At 74.2% G+C, this 20,924-nt stretch carries 18 protein-coding genes and 1 pseudogene; 13 read left to right on the top strand and 6 right to left on the bottom strand.

Features of this window, described 5'->3' with window-relative positions:
* The first annotated feature begins 2 nt into the window (after positions 1-2).
* The 3 genes from GA0070564_RS17595 to GA0070564_RS17585 are packed head-to-tail and all read left to right on the top strand — an operon-like array spanning position 3 to position 2,288.
* Positions 3-869, top strand: coding sequence for an ABC transporter permease (locus GA0070564_RS17595; protein WP_141714808.1), 867 nt, complete (start codon positions 3-5; stop codon positions 867-869).
* A 7-nt stretch (positions 870-876) separates the two neighbouring features.
* Positions 877-2,010 carry an asparagine synthase-related protein gene (locus GA0070564_RS17590; RefSeq protein ID WP_245670108.1) on the top strand — a complete coding sequence of 378 codons (1,134 nt, stop codon included), beginning with the start codon at positions 877-879 and terminating at the stop codon, positions 2,008-2,010.
* Positions 2,007-2,288, top strand: a complete 282-nt coding sequence (locus GA0070564_RS17585) for a PqqD family protein (protein ID WP_091609763.1) — start codon at positions 2,007-2,009, stop codon at positions 2,286-2,288. Before GA0070564_RS17590 ends, GA0070564_RS17585 begins: the two co-directional genes overlap by 4 nt.
* On the opposite strand, the gene GA0070564_RS17580 is transcribed toward GA0070564_RS17585, so the two are convergent.
* From GA0070564_RS17580 to GA0070564_RS17575, 3 genes are all read right to left on the bottom strand, one after another.
* Positions 2,276-3,664: a nucleotidyltransferase family protein gene (locus GA0070564_RS17580; RefSeq protein ID WP_176730720.1), complete on the bottom strand. Its 1,389-nt coding sequence runs from the start codon at positions 3,662-3,664 to the stop codon at positions 2,276-2,278. The genes GA0070564_RS17585 and GA0070564_RS17580 overlap by 13 nt on opposite strands.
* Complete coding sequence (locus GA0070564_RS29380; RefSeq protein WP_176730719.1) at positions 3,661-4,497, bottom strand: hypothetical protein; 837 nt, start codon at positions 4,495-4,497, stop codon at positions 3,661-3,663. The genes GA0070564_RS17580 and GA0070564_RS29380 overlap by 4 nt, the downstream gene beginning before the upstream one ends.
* 102 nt (positions 4,498-4,599) lie before the next feature.
* Positions 4,600-7,275, bottom strand: a complete 2,676-nt coding sequence (locus GA0070564_RS17575; protein ID WP_176730718.1) for a putative Ig domain-containing protein — start codon at positions 7,273-7,275, stop codon at positions 4,600-4,602.
* 402 nt (positions 7,276-7,677) lie between these two features.
* On the opposite strand from GA0070564_RS17575, the gene GA0070564_RS17570 reads away from it, so the two are divergent.
* Entirely contained in the window at positions 7,678-9,510 is a 1,833-nt protein-coding gene (locus GA0070564_RS17570) for a glycoside hydrolase family 15 protein (RefSeq protein WP_091609760.1), read from the top strand.
* 10 nt (positions 9,511-9,520) lie between these two features.
* On the opposite strand, the gene GA0070564_RS17565 is transcribed toward GA0070564_RS17570, so the two are convergent.
* On the bottom strand, positions 9,521-9,880 hold the full coding sequence (locus GA0070564_RS17565; RefSeq protein WP_091609759.1) for a hypothetical protein: 360 nt from the start codon (positions 9,878-9,880) through the stop codon (positions 9,521-9,523).
* A 153-nt stretch (positions 9,881-10,033) separates the two neighbouring features.
* Here GA0070564_RS17565 and GA0070564_RS17560 point away from each other — a divergent pair, with 153 nt between their 5' ends.
* The 5 genes from GA0070564_RS17560 to GA0070564_RS17540 all read left to right on the top strand — a co-directional run bounded on the left by GA0070564_RS17560 (position 10,034) and on the right by GA0070564_RS17540 (position 15,227).
* A complete protein-coding gene (locus GA0070564_RS17560) occupies positions 10,034-10,441 on the top strand; it encodes a YciI family protein (RefSeq protein WP_091609758.1) in 408 nt (135 codons plus the stop codon).
* Positions 10,442-10,450: 9 nt separating this feature from the next.
* Complete coding sequence (locus GA0070564_RS17555) at positions 10,451-11,596, top strand: RNA polymerase sigma factor (protein ID WP_091609757.1); 1,146 nt, start codon at positions 10,451-10,453, stop codon at positions 11,594-11,596.
* A gap of 179 nt (positions 11,597-11,775) precedes the next feature.
* On the top strand, positions 11,776-13,098 hold the full coding sequence (locus GA0070564_RS17550) for a B12-binding domain-containing radical SAM protein (RefSeq protein ID WP_091609756.1): 1,323 nt from the start codon (positions 11,776-11,778) through the stop codon (positions 13,096-13,098).
* Complete coding sequence (locus GA0070564_RS17545; protein WP_091609755.1) at positions 13,095-14,171, top strand: arginase family protein; 1,077 nt, start codon at positions 13,095-13,097, stop codon at positions 14,169-14,171. Before GA0070564_RS17550 ends, GA0070564_RS17545 begins: the two co-directional genes overlap by 4 nt.
* Before the next feature lie 3 nt (positions 14,172-14,174).
* Positions 14,175-15,227: a hypothetical protein gene (locus GA0070564_RS17540; protein WP_091609754.1), complete on the top strand. Its 1,053-nt coding sequence runs from the start codon at positions 14,175-14,177 to the stop codon at positions 15,225-15,227.
* A gap of 33 nt (positions 15,228-15,260) precedes the next feature.
* On the opposite strand, the gene GA0070564_RS17535 is transcribed toward GA0070564_RS17540, so the two are convergent.
* On the bottom strand, positions 15,261-16,127 hold the full coding sequence (locus tag GA0070564_RS17535; protein ID WP_091609753.1) for an aldo/keto reductase family oxidoreductase: 867 nt from the start codon (positions 16,125-16,127) through the stop codon (positions 15,261-15,263).
* Between the two features lie 219 nt (positions 16,128-16,346).
* Here GA0070564_RS17535 and GA0070564_RS17530 point away from each other — a divergent pair, with 219 nt between their 5' ends.
* Positions 16,347-17,420 (top strand): alkene reductase, encoded by a 1,074-nt coding sequence (locus GA0070564_RS17530; RefSeq protein ID WP_091609752.1) that lies wholly within the window; start codon positions 16,347-16,349, stop codon positions 17,418-17,420.
* 53 nt (positions 17,421-17,473) lie between these two features.
* On the opposite strand, the gene GA0070564_RS17525 is transcribed toward GA0070564_RS17530, so the two are convergent.
* Positions 17,474-18,508 carry a phosphotransferase family protein gene (locus GA0070564_RS17525; protein ID WP_245670091.1) on the bottom strand — a complete coding sequence of 345 codons (1,035 nt, stop codon included), beginning with the start codon at positions 18,506-18,508 and terminating at the stop codon, positions 17,474-17,476.
* A 200-nt stretch (positions 18,509-18,708) separates the two neighbouring features.
* On the opposite strand from GA0070564_RS17525, the gene GA0070564_RS17520 reads away from it, so the two are divergent.
* The 3 genes and pseudogenes from GA0070564_RS17520 to GA0070564_RS17510 form a co-directional block, all read left to right on the top strand.
* Complete coding sequence (locus tag GA0070564_RS17520) at positions 18,709-19,440, top strand: hypothetical protein (RefSeq protein WP_091609751.1); 732 nt, start codon at positions 18,709-18,711, stop codon at positions 19,438-19,440.
* A gap of 61 nt (positions 19,441-19,501) precedes the next feature.
* Positions 19,502-20,467 (top strand): L-threonylcarbamoyladenylate synthase, encoded by a 966-nt coding sequence (locus GA0070564_RS17515; protein ID WP_091610287.1) that lies wholly within the window; start codon positions 19,502-19,504, stop codon positions 20,465-20,467.
* 120 nt (positions 20,468-20,587) lie between these two features.
* A pseudogene (locus GA0070564_RS17510) lies at positions 20,588-20,863 on the top strand (YciI family protein); the annotation flags it as partial.
* Positions 20,864-20,924: the final 61 nt, after the last annotated feature.

Raw genomic sequence — 20,924 nt, 5'->3', positions numbered from 1 at the left:
CGATGACCGTCCCCGTGCCGTCGTCCGGGTACGCGCCGACCGCCCGACCGGTGTCCGCCGCGCCGGCGCGCGCACCGGGCAGCGCCCGGGCGGTTCTGGCGCTGGCCGGGCGGGACCTCGCCGAGGGTCGCCGGATGTGGGCGCCGCTCCTGCTGGACATCGCCTACGGGGTGGTGAACCTCGCCCTCTTCCTGGTGATCTCCCGGGTGCTCACCCCGAAGGACGGCCTGCTCGGCGCGTCGCCGCACTACTTCGACTTCGTGGCCGTGGGCATCACCTTCATGCTCGTGGTCCAGACGGCCACCAGCCAGGTCGCCGGGCGCGTCGCCCAGGAGCAGCGCGACGGCACCCTGGAGCTGCTGACCGTCCAACCCGTCTCCGCCGGGGTGCTCGCGGTCGGGTTGGCGGCGTACCCGTTCCTGGTCGCCCTGCTGCGGGCCGCCCTCTACCTGGTGGTCCTCGCGCTGCTGTTCGGCCTGGACGTGGGCGAGGCCAGCGGGCTCGGAGTGGCGCTGATCCTGCTGGCCGGCGCCGCCGCGATGATGGGGGTCGGGATCGCGCTGATGGCGGTCACGGTGGTCACCGGCCGTGGAGACGTGCTGGCCCGACTGCTGCTCGTGGCGCTCTCCTTCGTCTCCGGCGCCTACTTCCCGGTCACCGCGTTGCCCGGCGTGCCGGCCGCGCTGACGGCGGTGCTGCCCAGCCGGGTCGCCATCGACGGTCTGCGGCAGGCGCTGGCCGGCGACCCCTGGGGGGCGGAGCTGTTGCTGCTCACCGGCGGCGTGGCGGTCCTGCTTCCGGCGTCGGTGTGGCTGTTCGACCGCGCGCTGCGCTCGGCCCGGCGGCGCGGCCGCCTCACCCGGATCTGAGGTGACCATGTCCTCCGTCGCCACCTTCGACATCGCCGCCGGCGTCGTGCTGGGCGTCGATCCGCCGTCGACCGCCCCGGCCAGCCCGGCCGCCGACTCGCCGCTGGCCGCGCTGGAATCGGCGGTGCTGCCCGCGCTGCTCCGGCCGCCCTGCCTGGTCAGCTTCTCCGGTGGCCTGGACTCGTCCCTGGTCCTGGCCGTCGCGGTGCGGGTCGCCCGCCGCCACGGGCTGCCCGACCCCGTCCCGTTCACCTGGCGCTATCCCGACGTGCCGCGCACCGACGAGTCGTCCTGGCAGGAACGGATCGTCGACGTGCTCGGCGTCCGCGAGCACTGGCAGATCCAGCACGTGTACGACGAGCTCGACCTGGTCGGCGAGGTGGCGCGACGGTTCCTGCACCGGTACGGCCTGCGGCACCCGGTGAACCTGCACGTGCACCTGCCCATCATCGAGCTGGCCCGGGGCGGCGCACTGCTCACCGGGGCCGGTGGCGACCAGGTGCTCGCCGGCTGGCGCCGGCCGGCGCCGCGTACGGCGTGGGCGTACCTGCGCCGGGCCGCCGGTGCGGTGCGCCGGCTCGGCCGCCGACCGGCGCCGCTGCTGCCGCCGATGCCGTGGCTGCGCCCGGAGGTGGCCGTGGCCGTCGCCGAGGCGTACCGGGCCGAGGTGCGGGCCGAGCCGCACCGGCTCGACCGGCGCGTCGCCTGGCACCTTCGGCGCCGGGACCTGCGTACCGGGATCGACGCCTTCGCGCTGGTCAGCGACGACCACGACGTGCTGCCGGTGCATCCGCTGCTGGACCCCGGCTTCGTGGCCGCGCTGACCGGCTGGGCGGGGCGGCGGTGGCGCCCGGCCCGGGTGGACCTGCTCGCCGGCATCGCCGCCGGGCAGCTGCCCGAGGTGATCGTCGCTGCGCGCCGCAAGGCGAACTTCCTCGGCGCCTTCCTGCGCACCCCCACCCGGGAGTTCGTCCGGAGCTGGGACGGCGCCGGGGTGGACGAGACGCTGGTCGACCCGGCCGGCCTGCGGACGGTGTGGTCCCACTGGCCGATCCCGGCCGGCACGATGGCGCTCGTCCAGCAGCTCTGGCTCGTCCGACACCCACCGGTTCAGTCACCGACCACGGAGGTCTCCCGATGAACGGACAACGGCACACCGTCTACCGGATCGGCCAGCAGCACGCGGCCTGGCGGGAGGCCGGCGACGAGATCGTCGTCCTGGACACCAGGAACTCGGTCTACTTCGGCCTGGACCGCTCAGCGGCACTGCTCTGGCGACGGCTGCTCGACGGCGCCACCGCCGACGAGCTGACCGAGGCGCTGGCCGCGACCGCTCCGGTCGAGCGGGAGCGGGCCGCCGACGACGTCACCCGCTTCCTGTCCGAGCTGGACGGCCACGGCCTGCTTCAGCGGTCCTGACCGGCCGGGAACCAGCCGGCCGGCGCGGGTCGACGCAGGATCTCCTGCATGCCCGCCCGGTGCTGGTCGGCGTCACCGTCCAGCCAGGCGTGGGCGTGGAACCCGCGCCGGGGGGCGGTCACCCCGATCACCAGCACCCGGGCGGCGCCCCGGTCGGCGTCGAAGCGTTGCAGCACCAGGGACCGTTCCAGGCAGTTCGCGCCGGTGCGGCGCAGCACCCCCCGGACCAGCCCACGATCGGCGCCCGACGGTGGAGCGGAGAGCCGGACGGCCGCCAGGCCGCCATCGGCCAGCTGCCGGCGGACCAGCCGGTGCGCGCGGACCGTCCACGCCGCCACCCGCAGCCCCGCCGGCCCGTACCGGCGCGTCTGCCGGGCCAGCGCCGGCAGGACGCCGCCGGAGCGCCTGGCGCGCGGCCGGCCGGCACCGGTCCGTGCGGCGACGTCGCGGCGGGCGAGCCGGGCCGCGCGACGCAGCTCGGGTACGGCCCGCGGCACCTGCCAGGTCGCCCGGGTGAACCGGGCCAGGTAGGCCAGCGTCAGTCCGGCACGACCGCGACCGGCCAGCGGTCGGCCGTAGCGCATGGCGGCCGGGGAGGGCACGAGCCGACGGGCCAGGTAGCGCAGCCGCTGCCGGCGGGTCGGCAACTCGGCGGCCCGGGCCAGCAGGTGCGCCGCCCCCGAACCACGGTGACCGGTGAGCCACTCCACCGTCGTCAGCTCACCGCCGGGCCCGAGCCGCTCGGCGAGCCGGGCGCCGGCCTCGACGCGGCGCAGCCCCAGGTCGAACATCGCGGTCGCCCGGGTCCGGCCGGCGAGGTCGGCGGCGGCGGACCAGACGTCCGGCGGGAACACCTCCAGCGCCCGTTCCAGGTCGGCGCGGGGTCCGGTCGACCGGCCCGGCATGGCGGCGTGCAGGGCCACCAGCAGCGCCGCCCCCACCCGGTCGGGGACCGCCACGACGCCGCCGGCCAGCGGGATCCGCACCGCCGTCGCGGAGAGGGCGGCCCAGAACGCGTCGGGGTCGCGTACGCCGTGGAAGCCGCGGTGCAGGTCGACCACCAGGCCGCCGGGGCCGGGAACGGTCCACGCCTGCTCGTAGTCGAGCACCCAGTCGTCGGGGCGGGCGCCCGGCATCACCGAGCGGTATCCGAGCCCGTCCAGCACCGTCCGGGCGGCGTCGAACGCCTCCGGGGCGACCAGCAGGTCGACGTCGATGTAGCGGCGTACGGGTGCGGTCCCGAGGTGCCGGGCCAGCCCGGCGCCCTTGAGCAGCAGGCTGTCGATCCCGTCGGCGTGCAGCGCGGCCGAGGTCCGCACGGCCGCCTCGTCGAGGGCGAGGCAGCGGACGGCGTCCGGCAGGGCCGCGGCGGTCACGCCGGGCCCCGTTCGGCCCGGGCCACGCCGAGCAGCGCGCAGGTCCGGTCCAGCGCGGCCCAGTCCCGCGGCCGGGTCAGGTCCCAGGCCGGCAGGGCGGCGAGCGCCAGCAGGGTCGCCGGGGCGGACGGCAGCTCGGGGCAGGAGCGCCAGGCGGCCAGCCGGCCGAGCAGTTCGGCGGCGGTCACGGCCGGCACACTCAACTCGTCCCCCCAGCGCAGGAAGTACCAGCCGCCCAGCGGTGTCCGGTCGGCGATCGGCGGCAGCGGCACCCTCGTGCGGGTGCGCTCCCGGGCGGGCCGGGTGTCGAGTCCCACCCCGGGCACCGGCTCCCGGAGGTCGATGCAGCGTGGTCCGGCGAAGACGTCGGCGCCGTCCACCACCACCACGTCGTCGGCCACCACCGGTACGCCGCGCGCCGCCAGCGCCGCCAGCAGACTGCTCTTGCCGGCCGTACGCGGGCCCAGTACCGCCCAGGCCCGGCCGTCGCGGACGAAGGCGCCGGCGTGGAACGTCTCCCGGCCCGCCCACCGGTTGAACGCGACCGCGGCCGGCGCCAGGTACGGGTGGGCGAGCAGGTCGCGACTCAGCGGCGGCCCGTGGAAGGTGGCGGTGCCCCGGTCCCGGTCCATGGCGAGGTGCCGCCGCCCGTCGGCGAGCAGCCGCGCCCCGTACCGCTGGTTGAGAGGAACCGTGGTGGGTGGCGGGCCGTCACCGGCCTGCCGGATCTCCAGCTCCGGCTCGGTGCCGTCCGGGTCCGCCGGCATCAACTCCTCGACGTCGTCCAGGCCGCGGACCCGCAGGCCGTAGGCGAAGCGTCCGGACGTCCGCATCTCTGTGCCCCCTTCGATGGCGCTACAGAGGGTCAACGCGCGGACGGCGGTGCGGGTGGCGGCCCGGAGGCACGCCACCCGCACGTGGTGGTTCGTCTCAGCTCACCGCTGGGCGCCGCTGAGCTTGGGGGACGTGCGGAAACCGGCCGTGTTCGGCCCCGCCTTGGGCAGGTGGGCGGACCTGGCCGCCACCCGGGCGGTGGTGACGGTGGGCGTTCCGCCGAGCGCGTCGAGGTCCCAGCCCACCCAGATCGGGCCCGCGGTGTCGATGGCGAAGGTCAACGCCAGGTTGACCGAGCGGCCCGAGCCGAGCCCACCCAGGTCGAGCGGGATGGCCAGGGTGGTGGACAGCCCACCACCGGGCGGGTAGGTCGCCGGCGCGTCCATCGACAGGTTGTTCACGGTCACCGTGTTGCCGTTGCTGAGCGTGACCGTGCTGGTGGGCGTGGCCGGGTTGATCAGCCGCAGGTCGCCGTGCGAGATCGGCGTCGGCCCCCACGGCTTCGGGGCGCCGTTGGCCTGGCTCAGCGCGGTGATCCGGACCCGGGCCTGGGTGATCGGCGCGGTGGAGCGGTTGGTGACGGTGAACCGGACCACCCACCGGGTCGCCGTCTTGTCCTGGTTGGGTGTGGCGGTCGCGGCGACCCCGTTGTCCAGCAGGGTCGACTGGAGGTTGGCGTTCTGCTGGTAGGTGCCGAGGCTGTTCTGCGGCGACGGGCTGCCCAGCGCCGACGGCACCCCGTTGATCGGGCCGATCACCGTGGAGACCAGCCGGAAGTCGGCCGCGTTGTTGACCGAGTCGTACGGCGCCCCGTTCACCCGCAGGCGTACCCAGGCGAAGTGCACGAACGGCGGGCTGCCGAACGCCGGCAGCGGGGTGCCCTCGGAATATCCGGGGGCGTTGCCCGCGGCGTCCACCACGGTGTGCGGCACGTCCGGGGCGACGATCCGGAACCCGCCGCCGGTGCCGAGGCTCGGCACCACCAGGTCGGCCTGGATGTTGGTCAGGCTGTAGTCGGTGGCCGCGATCAGGTAGCCCCGCCGGGGCGGCAGCGGCCGGGCGCTGGACGGCACGGTGACCGTCAGGCCCGGGGTCTGGATCTGGAAGCCGGCGATCGGCAGGTCGATCGAGGTGGTGTTGATCACCGAGATGAACTGGTCGGCGACGCCACCGACGCCGGACTGGGCGAACTGGTCGATCGACAGCTGGCTCGTGACGGCCCGCACGTCGATGGTGACGGTGTTGGACTCCACCGTCGCGTTGGTGTTGGTGCTGTCGTACTGGACGCGGAAGGTGTTCAGGCCGAACGCCGGCATCTGCACCTGGAACGCCGCCGCGTTGAGGGTCACCGGGAAGGAGGCGATCGGGTTCTCGGTGCCGTTGGGCAGCACGTCGATCAGGGTGACGCTCCCCTCGGCGACGCCCGGTCCGATCGTCACGTGGAAGCCCACCGGGGTGCCGAAGTTGGTGAGAGTCGTGTCGGCGGTCAGTGTGACGATGCTGGCCGCCTGGACGATCAGCCGGACGTCCTGGGTGTCGGTCAGCCCGAAGGCGTCGGTGACCCGGACCGTGAACGAGTAGGCGCCGGCCACCGTCGGCCGGCCGGAGAGCAGCCCGGTGGCCGGGTCGAGGGTCAGCCCGGGCGGCAGCGAGCCGGCGGCCAGCGACCAGCTGAACGGCGCCGTGCCGCCGACCACCACGAGCTGGTCGGAGTAGATCGCGCCCACCTCGGCCAGCGGCGGCGGCGGGAAGTTCAGGCTGGGTGCCTGGTTGACGACGAGCACCACCAGTCGGGAGCCGGCGTTGCCGGCCGAGTCGACCACCCGGACCACGAACGGGTAGGTCCCCGCGGTGGTCGGCACGCCGGAGAGGGTGCCGTTCGAGGCCTGGAGGGTCAGGCCGGACGGCAGGCTGCCCGAGGCTACCGACCAGACGAACGGTGGCACCCCGTGGGTGACGTTCAGGTTGGCCACGTACGCGACGCCGACCGCGGCCGGCGGTGGCGTGCCGAACGACAACGTGGGCGACACGTTGGTGATGACCGGCGGCGACAGCGGCGACTCCGGCCCGGTGCCCTCGACCGTGCGGGCGGCGACGGTGAACCGGTAGGTGACGCCCGCGGTGAGGCCGGTGACGCTGCCGGTGGTCGCCGGGCCGACGGTCTGACCGGCCAGCCGGACGCCACCGACGTACGGGGTGATCACCCAGTTGGTCACCGGGGAACCGCCGTCGGATCCGGGGGTCCAGCTCAGCGTCGCGCCGACGCTGTTGGCGTACACCGCGATGATGGTCGGTGCGGACGGGAGCGCCAGCACCTTCGGCGCGCCGGAGCGCGGGCTGGTCGGCCCGACGCCGGCCTTGTTGCGGGCCGCCACGGTGAAGGTGTACGTCCCGCCGGTGCGCAGCCCGGTGACGTACCGGCGGGTGGTGGTGGCGTCGAAGGACTTCGCCGGCTGGACGCGTCCGTTGCGGTAGGGCGTCACGACGTACCCGGTGATGGCGCTGCCGTGGTCGGCGGGCTTCTTCCAGGTGACCACGGCGCGGCTGCCTTTGCGGGCGGCGGTGGGCTTCGCCGGCGCGGCGGGCTTGACGGCCCGGGAGGTGGGCTTGGCGATCGGGGTGACGGTCGGGGCGGCGACCGGCGCCACGGTGGTCGCCCGGTCCGCGCCGGGGCTCCGGGCGGAGGCGGGCGTGACGGCGGCGGCCGAGAGCGCCAGGGCGAGGGCGGCCGCTGGAGCGACCAGTAGTCGGAATCGCTGGGACGGTGACAGGGACATCGGTGCTCCTAGCTGAGCACCCGTCGCTCGACATCGTGAACGGGCGCTCGTCCGGCCGGAAAGGATCGACCGCGGCGCGGCGGGAGCCCCTGCTGGCCGGAGGGGACCGCGCTGTCCCCGGAGCCGGCACCCGTCGGGTGCGCCGATGATGGGCTCCGAACGCGACGAACGTTCGCAATCCATCAAAATGGGTCAATACAGCTATAGCACCTTCGGAAGGGCAGGTGTCCAGGCCCGAGAGAGGAGTTTTCCCAGCTCAATGGGCATTCCTGCGGGGCACGCCGGGATCCGGGGCCCGACCGGACGACGCGGGCGGCGTCGTCTCCGCGGGCCGACACCGGACGGGGAATGGTCGACGGCTCACCGGGTACCCGCTCGACCGGGACCAGGGGGAGGTTGCTGGTGGAGGCGTATCCGGCGGTGGAGAACCACGGGCTGATCGGTGACCTGCAGACCGCCGCGCTGGTCACCCGGGACGGCACGCTCGACTGGTTCTGCGCGCCCCGGTTCGACTCGCCCAGCATCTTCGGCGGCCTGCTGGACCGGCAGCGGGGCGGGCACTTCCAGATCTCCCCGTGCGACGTCGACTACGTCAGCCGGCAGATCTACCTGCCCGGCACCGCCATCCTGATCACCCGGTTCCTCAGCGCCGACGGCGTCGGGGAGGTGGTGGACTTCATGCCGGTGGCCGGCGCGGTGGCCACCGACCACCACTGCATCGTCCGGATGATCCGCGTCGTGCGGGGCAGCATGCGGTTCCGGATGGACTGCCAACCCCGCTTCGACTACGGTCGCCGGCCGCACACGGTCGACTTCACCCTGGAGGGCACCGTCTTCCGCAGCGGCGACCTGACCCTCACCGTCAACCCGGTCCGGCGCGACGGGATGCTCCTCGACGAACGGGACTTCGACCACGACGAGCACGGCGGGGTGACGGCCACCGGCGTCCTGCGCCAGGGGCACACCGGCGGGGTGGTGCTGCACACCCAGTCCCCCGAGCCGCCCCGGGTGGTCAGCCCGGCCGAGGTCCTCGAGCTGTACGAGCAGACCCGCGAATTCTGGCGGCGGTGGCTCGGCGGCTCCCGCTACACCGGCCGCTGGCGGGAGATGGTCGAGCGCTCGGCGATGACGTTGAAACTGATGACGTACGCCCCGACCGGTGGGCTGGTCGCCGCGCCCACCGCGGGCCTGCCGGAGCAGATCGGTGGGGAACGCAACTGGGACTACCGCTACACCTGGGTGCGGGACGCCTCCTTCTCGGTGCACGCCCTGCTCAGCCTGGGCTTCACCGCCGAGGCTCGCGGCTACCTGGACTGGCTGACCGAGCGGATCCGCGACGCCGAGCAGAGCGGGGAGTCGCTTCAGATCATGTACCGGGTGGACGGCTCCCGGGAGCTCGGCGAGGAGGTGCTGCCGCACCTGGAGGGGTACCGCGGCTCGAGACCGGTGCGGATCGGCAACGACGCCGCCGCCCAGCTGCAACTGGACATCTTCGGCGAGGCGATGAACTGTCTGCACCTCGCCGACATCGAGGGTCTGCCGAGCTCCTACCAGGAGTGGCGCAACACGACCAAGGTGCTGGACTGGCTCTGTGACCACTGGGACCAGCCGGAGGACGGCATCTGGGAGACCCGGGGCGGGCGGCAGGACTTCACCTACGGCCGACTGATGTCCTGGGTGGCCTTCGACCGGGGCATCCGGCTGGCCCAACGGCACGGCCGGCCGGCCGACGTCGCCCGCTGGACGGCCGAGCGGGACGCCGCGTACGAACAGATCATGACCCGCGGCTTCCACCCGGGACGCGGCGCGTTCGTGCAGCACTACGCGTGCGACGTGCTGGACGCCTCGCTGCTGGCCATGCCGACCGTCGGCTTCATCGCGCCCCGTGACCCGATGTGGCAGTCGACGCTGCGGGCGATGGACGCCGAGCTGGTCTCCGACAGCCTGGTCTACCGATACGACCCGGAGGCCTCCCCGGACGGGCTGCCGGGCGCCGAGGGCACCTTCACCATGTGCACGTTCTGGTACGTCCAGGCCCTCGCCGAGTCCGGCCGCCTCGACGACGCCCGGCTCACCTTCGAGAAGATGCTGACCTACAGCAGCCACCTCGGCCTGTACTCCGAGGAGATCGCGCCGAGCGGGGAGCAGATCGGCAACTTCCCGCAGGCGTTCAGCCACCTCTCCCTGATCAGCACCGCCGGCGTCCTGGACCGGCTCCTCGACGCCGAGCGCTGATCCGCAGGGCCTACCTCAGCCAGCGCAGTGCGGCGGCGGCGGTGTCGTCCGGGGTGCTGTTGAAGGCGATCGCGGCGCCGGGCGCATGCTGCCGGACCAGGTTGACCACGCGTTCGAAGAGCTCCAGCAACGGCTCGTGCTTGCGGATGCCACCTCCCACGACCACGCAGGCGTAGTCCCGGCGGGTCAGCGCCGCGACGATCTCCCGTTCGGGGTGGTCGTCCGGCACCACCAGGCAGAGGTCTGCCTCGATCCCGTGCTCGCCGAAGCGGGCCTGGCCGCGGGCGATCGCCGCCACCACCGGTTCGGGATCCCAGCCCGGGATCCGCACCGGATCGAGCCCGATCACCAACACCGGTCCCAGCGCCATGGCCTGCGATCCTACCGGCGGTCGGGTCCCGGCAGGCCCGTCGGCGGCGCGCCGCGAAAGGTTCGGACGGCGATGTCGAGAACGCGTGGCCGGCTCCGTCCCCGGTGTGAACGCGACCAGAATGGGGTCGCACCCGGCACCGAGGAGAAGACGATGGCCAAGTACCTGCTGCTCAAGCACTACCGCGGCGCTCCGGACGCGGTGAACAACGTGCCGATGGACCGGTGGACTCCGGAGGAGATCTCGGCGCACATCCAGTACATGAACGACTTCGCGGCCCGGCTGGAGGGCACCGGCGAGTTCGTCGACGGGCAGGCGCTCGCCCCCGAGGGCACGTGGGTCCAGTACGACGGCGAGGGCCGGCCGCCGGTCACCGACGGCCCGTTCGCCGAGACCAAGGACCTCATCGCCGGCTGGATGGTGATCGACGTGGACAGTTACGACCGGGCGGTCGAGCTGGCCGGGGAGCTGTCGGCGGCGCCCGGGGCGGGCGGGCGGCCGATCCACGAGTGGCTCGAGCTGCGCCCGTTCCTGACCGAGGCGCCGACCATCACGGAATGACCTCCTCCGATGGATGAGCTCCTGCTCCGGCGTCTCACGCCGAGTGTGCTCGGTGCCCTCGTCCGCCGCGGAGCCGACTTCGCGGCGGCCGAGGACGCCGTGCAGGACGCGCTGGTCGAGGCGGTCCGGGTCTGGCCGGCCGACCCGCCACGGGATCCGAAGGGCTGGCTGGTCACGGCGGCCTGGCGCAAGTTCCTGGACGCCACCCGGGCGGACGCCGCGCGCCGGCGGCGGGAGGAACTGCTGCACGACGAACCGCCGCCCGGGCCGGCGCCGGTGGCGGACGACACCCTCCAGCTCTACTTCCTCTGCGCCCATCCGTCGCTGACGCCGTCGTCCGCGGTGGCGCTCACCCTGCGCGCCGTGGGCGGCCTGACCACCCGGCAGATCGCCCGGGCCTACCTGGTGCCGGAGGCGACCATGGCGCAGCGGATCAGCCGCGCCAAGCGCACCGTCTCCGGCGTACGGTTCGACCAGCCCGGCGACGTCGCCACGGTGCTGCGGGTGCTCTACCTGGTGTTCAACGAGGGCTACTCCGGCGACGTCGACCTGGCCGCCGAGGCGATCCGGCTGACCCGGCAGCTCGCGGTGACGATCGACCACCCCGAGGTGGCGGGGTTGCTCGCCCTCATGCTGCTGCACCACGCCCGGCGGGACACCCGGACCGCGCCGGACGGCAGCCTGGTGCCGCTCGCCGAGCAGGACCGCGCCCGATGGGACACCACGTCGATCGCGGAGGCCGTCGTCATCCTCCAGGCGGCCCTGGCCCGCGACCGGCTGGGCGAGTTCCAGGCCCAGGCCGCCGTCGCGGCCCTGCACGCCGACGCGCCCACCGCCGAGGAGACCGACTGGGTGCAGATCGTCGAGTGGTACGACGAGCTGGTGCGGTTGACCGGCAGTCCGATCGCCCGGCTCAACCGGGCGGTGGCCGTCGGGGAGGCCGACGGGCCCCGGGCCGGGCTGGCGGCGCTGGCGAAACTGGACGCCTCGCTGCCCCGGCACACGGCGGTGGCGGCGTACCTGCACGAACGCGCCGGTGACCTGGCCACCGCGGTGAAGCTGTACGTCGAGGCCGCCGGCAAGGCCTCCCACCTGGCCGAACGCGACCATCTGACCCGTCGGGCCGCCCGGCTCAACGCCCACCGGCGCCGCTGAGAACACCAGCGGGCCACCTCGTTCGGCTACCCCCGGTCGGCTACTCCCGGCCCCGGGTCGAACTGCGTACGCTCGGTCTGGAAAGTCACGGACGTCGATCAGTAGCCGGCGCAGCGCGCCGCTCCATCTCGTACGGGGGCTCACTTCTTCATGCCACCGGTCGATCGGTACCAGCGCACATGACCTCCGCCGTCATCGTCCAGCTCCCGTTCCCGTCGACCGCGGAGCCCGACCCCCACCTGACCCGGTACTACGCCGACTACGACGCCACCTTCCGGGCGGACTTCCCGGAGTACTTCATCCCGCAGGACGGCCTCTGGGAGATGCCGCTGTGGGTGGCGCACCTGACGGCGCTGGTCCGCAGCGGCGGCCTCGACTCACGGTTCTGCGACCTGTCGAGGCAACCGGCCCAGCCCGAGGGCTGCGCCGAGGCGATCCTCGCCGACAGCTCCCCCGGCGACCTGGTGCTCATCTCCCCGCTGGCGCAGAACCTGCGGCTGGCGCTGCACGTCGCTCCCCTGCTGCGCCGGGCCGGGCGCAAGGTGGTGCTGGGCGGCAACATGGCCCCGCTGGTCGACCCGGACGAGGTCGACCTGGTGCACCGGGGGCAGCTCACCCCGGCGCTGGTGGGCCGGCTGGTAGGGCTCGCCCGGGGCACCGGCCGGCTGTCGGAGAACCTTCCCGTACTCGGCAGGGCCGACGACCTCATCGACTGGGTGCCGGACTACCGGCACCTGGACGGCTACCGGGGTCAGGTGCCGCTGCTGCGCCTCAACGCCAGCCACGGCTGCCTCTACCGCTGCTCGTTCTGCGGCGACGCCTGGACCCGGCAGCTCATCCTGGTGCACCGCAGGGCCCTCGAGGCAGAGGTGGACCGGCTGACCGCCCGCTTCCCCGAGGCGCGGCTGTTCTACATCGGGGACAAGACGTTCGGCCAGTCACCGGAGGCGGTGCGCAACCTCATCGACGTCTTCGCCGACCGCCCCGGCTACCGGTTCATCGTGCAGACCCACGTCATGCAGGTCCGCCCGGCCATCCTGGAGCAGATGCAGGCGCTCGGCGTCGCCGCGGTCGAGCTGGGCTTCGAGTCCGGCGACTCGGAGCTGCTCAAGCGGATGAGCAAGCTCTCCCGCGGCCTGGACGACTACGGCCGCAAGGTGCGGCTGCTGCACGACGGTGGCCTGCGGGTGGTGCTCAACGTGATGGGCGGGCTGGACGAGGAGACCGAGGAGTCGCACGCCCAGACCGTCGACTGGCTCTGGCAGCACCGCGAACTGCTCTGGCTGTTCAACCTCTACAACTTCGTCCCGTACCCGCTGGTCCCGGACTTCGCGCGGCTGCGACCGCGGATCTTCGACTGGGACTTCGCGAACTGGCGGGAGGACGCGCCGCCGGTCTACCGGCCCCGCAACCTCACCCCGGACCGCAGCTGGGAGCTGTTCCAGGAGAAGGTCGCGCGGGCCGGCCGCATCGTCGGAGAGAGGCTAGGTCAGCTGACATGAGTGCCCTTCCGGACTTCGCCGAGCTGGCCCGGCGGGCGGCCCCGGCCGACTTCCAGGACGACCCGCTGCCCGGCTGGGCCGGCCCGGGGACGCTCTTCGGCGCCCCCGCCGTCCGGGCCGGGGAGCTGTCCGGGTGGGACGGCTGGGCGGTCGCCGCGGTGCCGTTCGACGGGACCGCCAGTTCCCGGCCGGGCGCGGCCGAGGGACCCCGCGCGGTACGCCAGGCCAGCGGCGTCTTCGCCAACTCCCTGGCCAGCCTCGGCCAGTGGGACATGCTGGACACCCGCACCGGGCAGGGCTTCCGCTACCGGGCGCCGCGCCTGGTCGACGCCGGTGACCTGCACGTCTATCCGACGGACACGGTCCGGACGTTCCAGGCCGTGGCGGCCGAGAGCCGGCGGCTGGCCGCCGCCGCCGAGCAGGTGATCTTCCTCAACGGCGACCACTCGACGACCTTCCCCACCTTCGCCGGGTTCCGGGCAGCCCAGCTGGACCGGGCCGCCGGCCACCGGGTCGGCTTCGTCAACATCGACCACCACTTCGACTTCGGCAACTGGAGCACCCTGCACGGGCCGCTCTACCACGGCTCGAACTCCCGCCGGATCAGCGAGCTGCCCGGGATGACGGGCGCCGGCATGGCCTTCGTCGGCGTCGGCGACGTGACCAGGTACGACCAGTTCCGGCAGCTCGTCGACGACGGCTTCCACGTCGTACCCGGGGCGCGGATCGTCCGGGACGGCGCCGCGGCGGCGCTCGCGGCCACCGTGGAGCGGCTGGGCAACGAGTGCGACACCGTCTACGTCTCGCTGGACATCGACGTCCTGGACACCAGCGCGGCGACCGGGACCGGCCACGTGACGATGGGCGGGCTCCAGGTCGGCGACCTGTTCGACGTCTACGAGGTGCTCCGCCGGCTGCCCGTCGGCGCCCTGGACGTCGCCGAGATCGCTCCCCGCTACGACCCGACCGGGGCCACCGCCCAGATCGCCGCCCGGCTGCTCTTCGAGCACCTCTTCCGCGTCGACCACCACGACCCCGAGCTGCCGCAGTGGCGCTCCGCCGACAGGGGGTAGGCCATGCGATTCGCCCCGGCCCAGCTGCACCTGGACTGCGCGAGCCTGGTCGAGGGCGACCAGCGGGAACGCGCCGACGCCCGCGACGCGCTGGTCGCCACCGCCGCGCAGCTGATCACCGAGCAGGGTTACGTGATCTTCCGGCTGGGCCGGTTACGCCTCGACGGCGAGGAGAGCCGGCGGCTGGCCGTGGAGCTCTCCGAGGCACTGCGGGTGGCGCTGGTGCGCCGCGGCGCGCCCTCGGCGATGCGACTGGAGCAGGACAAGGAGCAGCAGACGTACGTCCCGGAGGGCTTCGGCAGCCGGACGCTGCTGCCGCACCACGACGGACAGCACTGCTCGTACCTGACCCCGAGCACCGCCGACGACCCGGACTGGGCGCCGGCGGGACGGCAGTTCGGCGACCGTGGCTACACCACCACCCCGGCGCACAAGATGTACCAGGGCGTGTTCCTGGCCGACCCGGGTGACGGGCTGAGCGCCACCACCTACTACGACTGGCTGGACCTGCTCGGCACCGTGCACCGGGAACGGGCGGCCACCGAGGAAGCCGGGGACGCCCGGTCGCTGGCCCGCTGGCTCGGCGGCAACCTGCGCGCGGCGTTGGCCCGGCAGCCGGAGCACGGCTGCGCGTACCCGTCGATCGGCGCGATGCTCGGCCTGGGCGAGCCGATGTGGCACGGGTTGTCCTTCCACCACGCGGAGGCCCCGCTGACCGACGGCGAGCGGGCGCGGTATCCGCTGGCCGGGCCGCTGGCCCGGCGCTGCGCGTGCGGCGGGTGCGTCGGCGACACCGCGCGGCTCTTCTGCCACCAACTGCTCACCGCCACCGGGCGGACCTGGGGCGAGGGCCGCGGCCGGTGGGAGGTGCTGGCCCCCAGCGAGCGGTACGACCTGCTCTTCGGCCACAACCTCACCATGCTGCACGGTGGACTGGCCGGCGGCGCGGGCCGGGTGATCGGCCCGTTCTGCCTGGTCGTGGACGAGCCCGTCGGCCCCGAGTACGAGCGCTGGCTGGCGGCGGCCTGGCGGCGGAGCCTGCCCGCGCCCCGGTGACCCGCCGGCGACGCGGTCGACGCCCGGCCGGGATCACCCGCCGACCGCGTCCAGTTCGGCGAGCGCGTCGCCGGGCAGGTTCAGGGCCGCGCCGGCGATGTTCTCGCGCAGGTGTGCCACCGAGGACGTGCCGGGGATGAGCAGGATGTTCGGCGAGCGGTGCAGCAGCCAGGCCAGCGCCACCGACATCGGCGTGCTGCCGAGGCTGCCCGCCACCCGGTCCAGGACGTCGGACTGGAGGCGGGAGAAGCCGCCCAGCGGGAAGTACGGCACGAACGCGATGCCCTGTCGGGCGGTGTCGTCGACCAGGTCGTCGTCCTGCCGGTTGGCGAGGTTGTAGAAGTTCTGCACGCACACCACCGGGGCGATCGACTGTGCCTCGGCGAGCTGGTCGGCGGTGACCGTGCTCAGCCCCAGGTGCCGGATCAGCCCCCGCTCGCGCAGCTCGGCGAGGGCGCCGAACTGCTCGGCGATCGAGCCCGGCTCGGGCGAGCTCATGCCGCCGACCCGCAGGTTCACCACGTCCAGCGCGTCCAGGCCGAGGCGGCGCAGGTTGTCGTGCACCTGCTCGGTCAGCTCGGCCGGGGTGCGCGCGGGCGGCCAGCCGCCCTGGTCGTCGCGGCGGGCGCCGACCTTGGTGACGATGTGCAAGTCGTCGGGGTACGGCGCGAGCGCCTCCCGGATGATCTCGTTGGTGACGTGCGGGCCGTAGTAGTCCGAGGTGTCGATGTGCCGGATGCCCAGCTCGACCGCGGTGCGCAGCACGTCGACGGCGGCGGCCCGGTCCCGGGGCGGCCCGAAGACGCCCGGGCCGGCCAGTTGCATGGCGCCGTAGCCGAACCGGCTCACGGTGAGGTCGCCCATCCGGTAGGTGCCACCGGGCAGCTTGTCGCCGGTCATGGTTCTCCTTCCGCCGGTCGGAGCGTCCGCCGGCACCCTTGTACGGTGCCCGACATCGGCGTGCACAACCAGGTATCGCCCGTCCCAGGATGGGCGGTTCCCGGCACCGAGACGTGGGTCACGAGCGGGTTCGGGAATCGCGGGGCAGGCCGCCGAGTTGATCAATCCCGGGACGCCGGCGTATCCACGACGTCCGTTCGACGACGAAGCGGAGACACGATGACAGCCCTGTTCAGCCCGTTCGCCCTCGGCAAGCTGGAACTGACCAACCGGATCGTGATGGCGCCGCTGACCCGCAACCGCGCGGGCGAGGGCCAGGTGCCGCAGGAGATCTCCGCGACCTACTACGGCCAGCGCGCCTCGGCCGGCCTGATCATCACCGAGGGCACCCAGCCCAGCGCGGTCGGCCAGGGGTACGCGGACACCCCGGGCATCCACTCGCCCGAGCAGGTCGAGGGCTGGCGGGCGGTCGCCGACGCGGTGCACGCGGGCGGCGGCGCGATCTTCATGCAGCTGATGCACGTGGGGCGGATCGCCCACCCCGACAACACGGGCGGGTTGGAGTCCGTGGCGCCCAGCGCCATCGCCGCCCCGGGTGAGATCTTCACCCGCGACGGGATGAAGGCGTACCCGCAGCCGCGTGAGCTGCGCGGCGACGAGCTGCCCGGGATCGTCGAGGAGTTCGTCCAGGCGGCGCGGAACGCCGTCGCGGCCGGCCTGGACGGGGTGGAGCTGCACGCCGCCAACGGCTACCTGCTGCACCAGTTCCTGGCGCCGTCGAGCAACGTGCGCACCGACGGGTACGGCGGCTCGCCGGAGGCCCGCGCCCGGCTGGTGATCGAGGTGACCCGCGCGGTCGCCGACGCCGTCGGCGCCGACCGGGTCGGCATCCGGATCTCGCCCGCGCACAACATCCAGGGCGCGCTGGAGGAGGACGCCGCCGACGTGGCCGCCACCTACGGCGCGCTGGTCGACGCGATCGCGCCGCTCGGCCTGGCCTACCTGCACGCGCTGGCCGACCCGGCGAGCGACCTGATCGTCGACCTGCGGCGCCGCTTCGGTGGCCCGTTCATCGCCAACGACGGCTTCGGCTCGGTGACCACCCGGGCGGACGCGGAGCGGATCCTCGACGGCGGTCTCGGCGACCTGGTCGCGGTCGGCCGCAACTTCCTGGCCAACCCGGACCTGCCCCGCCGCTGGGAGATCGGCGCGCCGCTCAACGAGCCGGACCCGAGCACCTTCTACACGCCGGGCCCGCGCGGCTACATCGACTACCCGACGCTGGAGCAGTAGGGCCTGCCGTCCGGGCCGGCCGGTGACCGCCGGCCGGCCCGGACGTCGAGCGCCTACCCTCCGTCCGGCAGGAGCGGGCGCCTGAACGGTGGCGTCCGCGCCAGGTCCGTCAGCTCCGCGTCGAGCAGCCCGGCCAGCCGATCGACCCGCCCCGGGTCGGATGCGGCGGTGATGCCCCGGCTGGGCATCTCCACGGTCATCAGCAGATAGAGGTAGAGCCGGTAGAGGCCGAGGCGGCGGCGCGCCACGGCGTCCAGCGGGAACGGCGACGCCGCCCGGTAGGCCCGTACCAGCGGGTCGTCCGGCTCGTCCTCGGCGCGGCGGAACAGCAGCGGTGACACCAGGTCCACCAGCGGGTCGCCCCACAGGTGCCGTTCGCCGTCGACCAGCCCGCTGAGCCGGGGAACACCGTCGCGCCCGTCGACCGCCAGCACGTTGCCGGCCCAGCCGTCGAAGTGCAGCAGCGCCGGACGGCGTACCGCGTCGAGGACGGCGGCGTGCCGGGCGACCAGCTCCCGGATCCGGGCGGCGGGCACCGGCAGCGGCACCGCCCAGTCGGCCGCGTCGGCGAGCAGGTCGTCCACCATCGCCGGATAGGCCCCGCGCCAGGTGGGGGCGGCGGCGCGTCCGCCGTCGTAGCCGTACCGGTCGCCGGTGACGGCGTGCAGCGCGGCCAACGCCCGGCCGAACTCCGCGCGCAGCGGCCCGACGTCCGCGCCGGCCCGGGTCAGCTCCCACAGGGTACGACCGGGCAGCCGCGCCGTGAGCAGCCAGTCGCCCAGCTCCGGGTGCCGGCCGTGGTGCAGCAGCGCCGGCACCGGCACCCCGGGCGCCCGGGCGGCCACCAGCCGCAGGTAGCGCGCCTCGGCCCCGATCATGTCCCGCTCGTAGCGCAGCACCGGCACCTGCGGGGGCGGCCCGACCTTGAGCACCACCTCCCGGCCGTCGTCGAGGCGTACCCACCACACGGCGGCGAACCCGCCGCCGGTGAGCGGCCCGCAGTCGGCCACGGCGCCGCTCGGCCCCAACGAGGCGGCCAGATAGCGGCGCACCCGATCCGGATCCAGGACACGCTGCGTCGGGCTCACAGCCACCACCCCGCGACGATCGGCTCCATGGTCCGAGGAGACTAGTCGGGTCACGGCCACCCGCGCCGACCCGAACCGGGCGGCCTGCGACCTCAGGATGACGCGCGTGGCGTACGCCCCGCCCGAGACTGGACCTCTCGTCCGGTGATCGTGCGGCGACCCGTCGATCGCGATCCGGACCCGACAGTTCGGGGGCCCGCATGACGTCCACCACACGTACGGTCCGACGCCGGCTCTGGCTGGCGGGGGGCCTGGTCGGGTTGCTACTGGCCGCGGGCCTCGTGGCGGTGTTGACGTTCCCGTCGGCCGCCGCCGCCACCTGCCCCCGCTGCTACGGACTGGCACCGGTGCAGGACCGGCTCTACGCCGAACGGGACCTGCCGGACAGCGACCGGCAACGACTGATCGCCACGTACCGGGCGGCGAAGCAGACCGTCGACGCCTTCTACCAGGGGCGCGAGAGCGACCCGGCCGTGCTCGCCTGCCTGACGCCGGAGTGTTACCGACGGATCGGCGGCGGTGGCGAACGGGGGGTCGCGGTGCTCAACCGGGCGGTGATGCTCTCACCCCGGGGCATCGACCCGGTGATCGCCGCACACGAGCTCTCGCACGTGGAGCTGCACGTGCGCCTCGGTTCCCGGCGTGCCCAGATTCCGCAGTGGTTCGACGAGGGACTCGCCGTCCTGGTCTCCGGCGACGCGCGGTACCTGTACCCGCCCACCGCCCCGGACCGCTGCCGCGATTCCTCGGCGGGGCCGCTGCCCCGGACACACGACGCCTGGCTGGCCGCCGCCACCGCGGACGAGCAGGTGTACGCCAGAGCCGCCTGCCGGGTGTACCGGTGGGCCGGCGCCGACCCAGGTCGCGCCGTACTCGACCTCATCGACCGGATCGAGCAGGGGGAACGCTTCGACTCGCTGGTCGAGGGCTGATTCGTCCTCACCCGGGGCGGGGCGTTAGCGTCGGGGCGTGAGCACCGGATCCCCACGCGTCCTGCCGGCCGACAGCGGCATCGCCGAGGCCGCCGCCGTCCTGCGTACCGGTGGGCTGGTGGCCTTCCCCACCGAGACCGTCTACGGCCTGGGCGCGAACGCGCTGGACGCGCGGGCGGCCGCCCGGATCTTCGAGGCGAAGGCCCGGCCCAGCTTCGACCCGCTGATCACCCACCTCGCCGACCCGGCGGAGCTGGCGAAGCTGGTCGGTGACGTGCCGCCGGCGGTCGCCGCGCTGGCCGACCGGTTCTGGCCCGGCGCGCTGACGCTGATCGTGGACCGGCCGGCGGCGATCCCGCCGATCGTCACCTCGGGGCTGGCGACGATGGCGGTCCGGGTGCCGGACAACGAGGCCGCCCGGGCGCTGATCGCGGCGGCCGGGGTGCCGGTCGCCGCCCCGAGCGCCAACCGGTTCGGCCAGCTCAGCCCCACCCGGGCCGAGCACGTCGTACGCGGCCTCGGCGCCGCCGTGGACGTGGTGCTCGACGGTGGCCCGACCCGCTGCGGGATCGAGTCCACGATCGTGGACGCCCGCGGTGCACGGCCGGTGGTGCTGCGGCTCGGCGCGCTGCCGGTCGAGGAACTGGAGGACGCGGTCGGCGGCCCGGTGACCGTCCGCCCGGGCAGCTCGGGCCAGCCCGTCGCGCCGGGCACGCTGGCGGCGCACTACGCCCCGCGTACCCCGTTGCGGTTGGTCGCAGGCGCGCAGCCGTCGCCCGGCGACGGCGTCCGGCGCGGCTTCCTGGCCTTCCGGGAGCGGCCGGCGGCCGAGTACGCGGCGGTGGAGGTGCTCTCCGCCGCCGGCGACCTGACCGAGGCGGCCGCGCGCCTCTTCGACGGCCTGCACCGGCTGGACGCCGCCGGGGTGGACGAGATCCTGGTCGAGCCGGTCCCCGAGGTGGGCGTGGGGCGCGCGGTCAACGACCGGCTGCGCCGCGCCGCCGCCACCTTCGACCCGGCGGGCTGAGGCCGGCCCGGCGATGTTCCGGTGGCAGATCTCCCGGCCCGGTGTCGGATTCCGGGTGGGTCGTTCGTAGCGCAGGTGGGAGGCGGCCGCAGGAGACCGCCCGGACGAGGGAGTCAGCCGATGACGCGGTACCTGATCACGTTCGACGGCGGCGCGATGGACCACATCCCGGCCGAGGAACTGCCCGACGTGGCCAAGGCCGCGCGCGCGGCGGTCCAGGAGGCCGTGGACGCCGGCGTGTTCGTGTTCGCCGGCGGGCTCGAACGCCAGCAGGCCAGCGTCGTCGGCACCGACGGGCTGGTCACCGACGGTCCGTACCCGGAGACCAAGGAGGTGATCGGCGGCCTGGTGGTCGTCGACGTGGCCTCGCGGGAGGAGGCGCTGAACTGGGCCGCCACGATCGCCGCCGGGTGCCGCTGCGCCCAGGAGGTCCGGGAGCTCCTGCCCGATCCCGGCC

This window comes from Micromonospora mirobrigensis, assembly GCF_900091555.1.
Lineage (GTDB): Bacteria > Actinomycetota > Actinomycetes > Mycobacteriales > Micromonosporaceae > Micromonospora > Micromonospora mirobrigensis.
The sequence above is the reverse complement of the archived record's forward strand: the minus strand, read 5'-3'. Positions and strand labels throughout refer to the sequence as shown.

Excerpts from the sequence above, each read along its gene's own strand:
- GA0070564_RS17595 (WP_141714808.1), top strand. The coding sequence starts at position 3 with ATGACCGTCCCCGTGCCGTCGTCCGGGTACGCGCCGACCGCCCGACCG.
- GA0070564_RS17590 (WP_245670108.1), top strand. The coding sequence starts at position 877 with ATGTCCTCCGTCGCCACCTTCGACATCGCCGCCGGCGTCGTGCTGGGC.
- GA0070564_RS17585 (WP_091609763.1), top strand. The coding sequence starts at position 2,007 with ATGAACGGACAACGGCACACCGTCTACCGGATCGGCCAGCAGCACGCG.
- GA0070564_RS29380 (WP_176730719.1), bottom strand. The coding sequence starts at position 4,497 with ATGCGGACGTCCGGACGCTTCGCCTACGGCCTGCGGGTCCGCGGCCTG.
- GA0070564_RS17575 (WP_176730718.1), bottom strand. The coding sequence starts at position 7,275 with ATGTCCCTGTCACCGTCCCAGCGATTCCGACTACTGGTCGCTCCAGCG.
- GA0070564_RS17565 (WP_091609759.1), bottom strand. The coding sequence starts at position 9,880 with ATGGCGCTGGGACCGGTGTTGGTGATCGGGCTCGATCCGGTGCGGATC.
- GA0070564_RS17560 (WP_091609758.1), top strand. The coding sequence starts at position 10,034 with ATGGCCAAGTACCTGCTGCTCAAGCACTACCGCGGCGCTCCGGACGCG.
- GA0070564_RS17555 (WP_091609757.1), top strand. The coding sequence starts at position 10,451 with ATGGATGAGCTCCTGCTCCGGCGTCTCACGCCGAGTGTGCTCGGTGCC.
- GA0070564_RS17550 (WP_091609756.1), top strand. The coding sequence starts at position 11,776 with ATGACCTCCGCCGTCATCGTCCAGCTCCCGTTCCCGTCGACCGCGGAG.
- GA0070564_RS17545 (WP_091609755.1), top strand. The coding sequence starts at position 13,095 with ATGAGTGCCCTTCCGGACTTCGCCGAGCTGGCCCGGCGGGCGGCCCCG.
- GA0070564_RS17540 (WP_091609754.1), top strand. The coding sequence starts at position 14,175 with ATGCGATTCGCCCCGGCCCAGCTGCACCTGGACTGCGCGAGCCTGGTC.
- GA0070564_RS17535 (WP_091609753.1), bottom strand. The coding sequence starts at position 16,127 with ATGACCGGCGACAAGCTGCCCGGTGGCACCTACCGGATGGGCGACCTC.
- GA0070564_RS17530 (WP_091609752.1), top strand. The coding sequence starts at position 16,347 with ATGACAGCCCTGTTCAGCCCGTTCGCCCTCGGCAAGCTGGAACTGACC.
- GA0070564_RS17520 (WP_091609751.1), top strand. The coding sequence starts at position 18,709 with ATGACGTCCACCACACGTACGGTCCGACGCCGGCTCTGGCTGGCGGGG.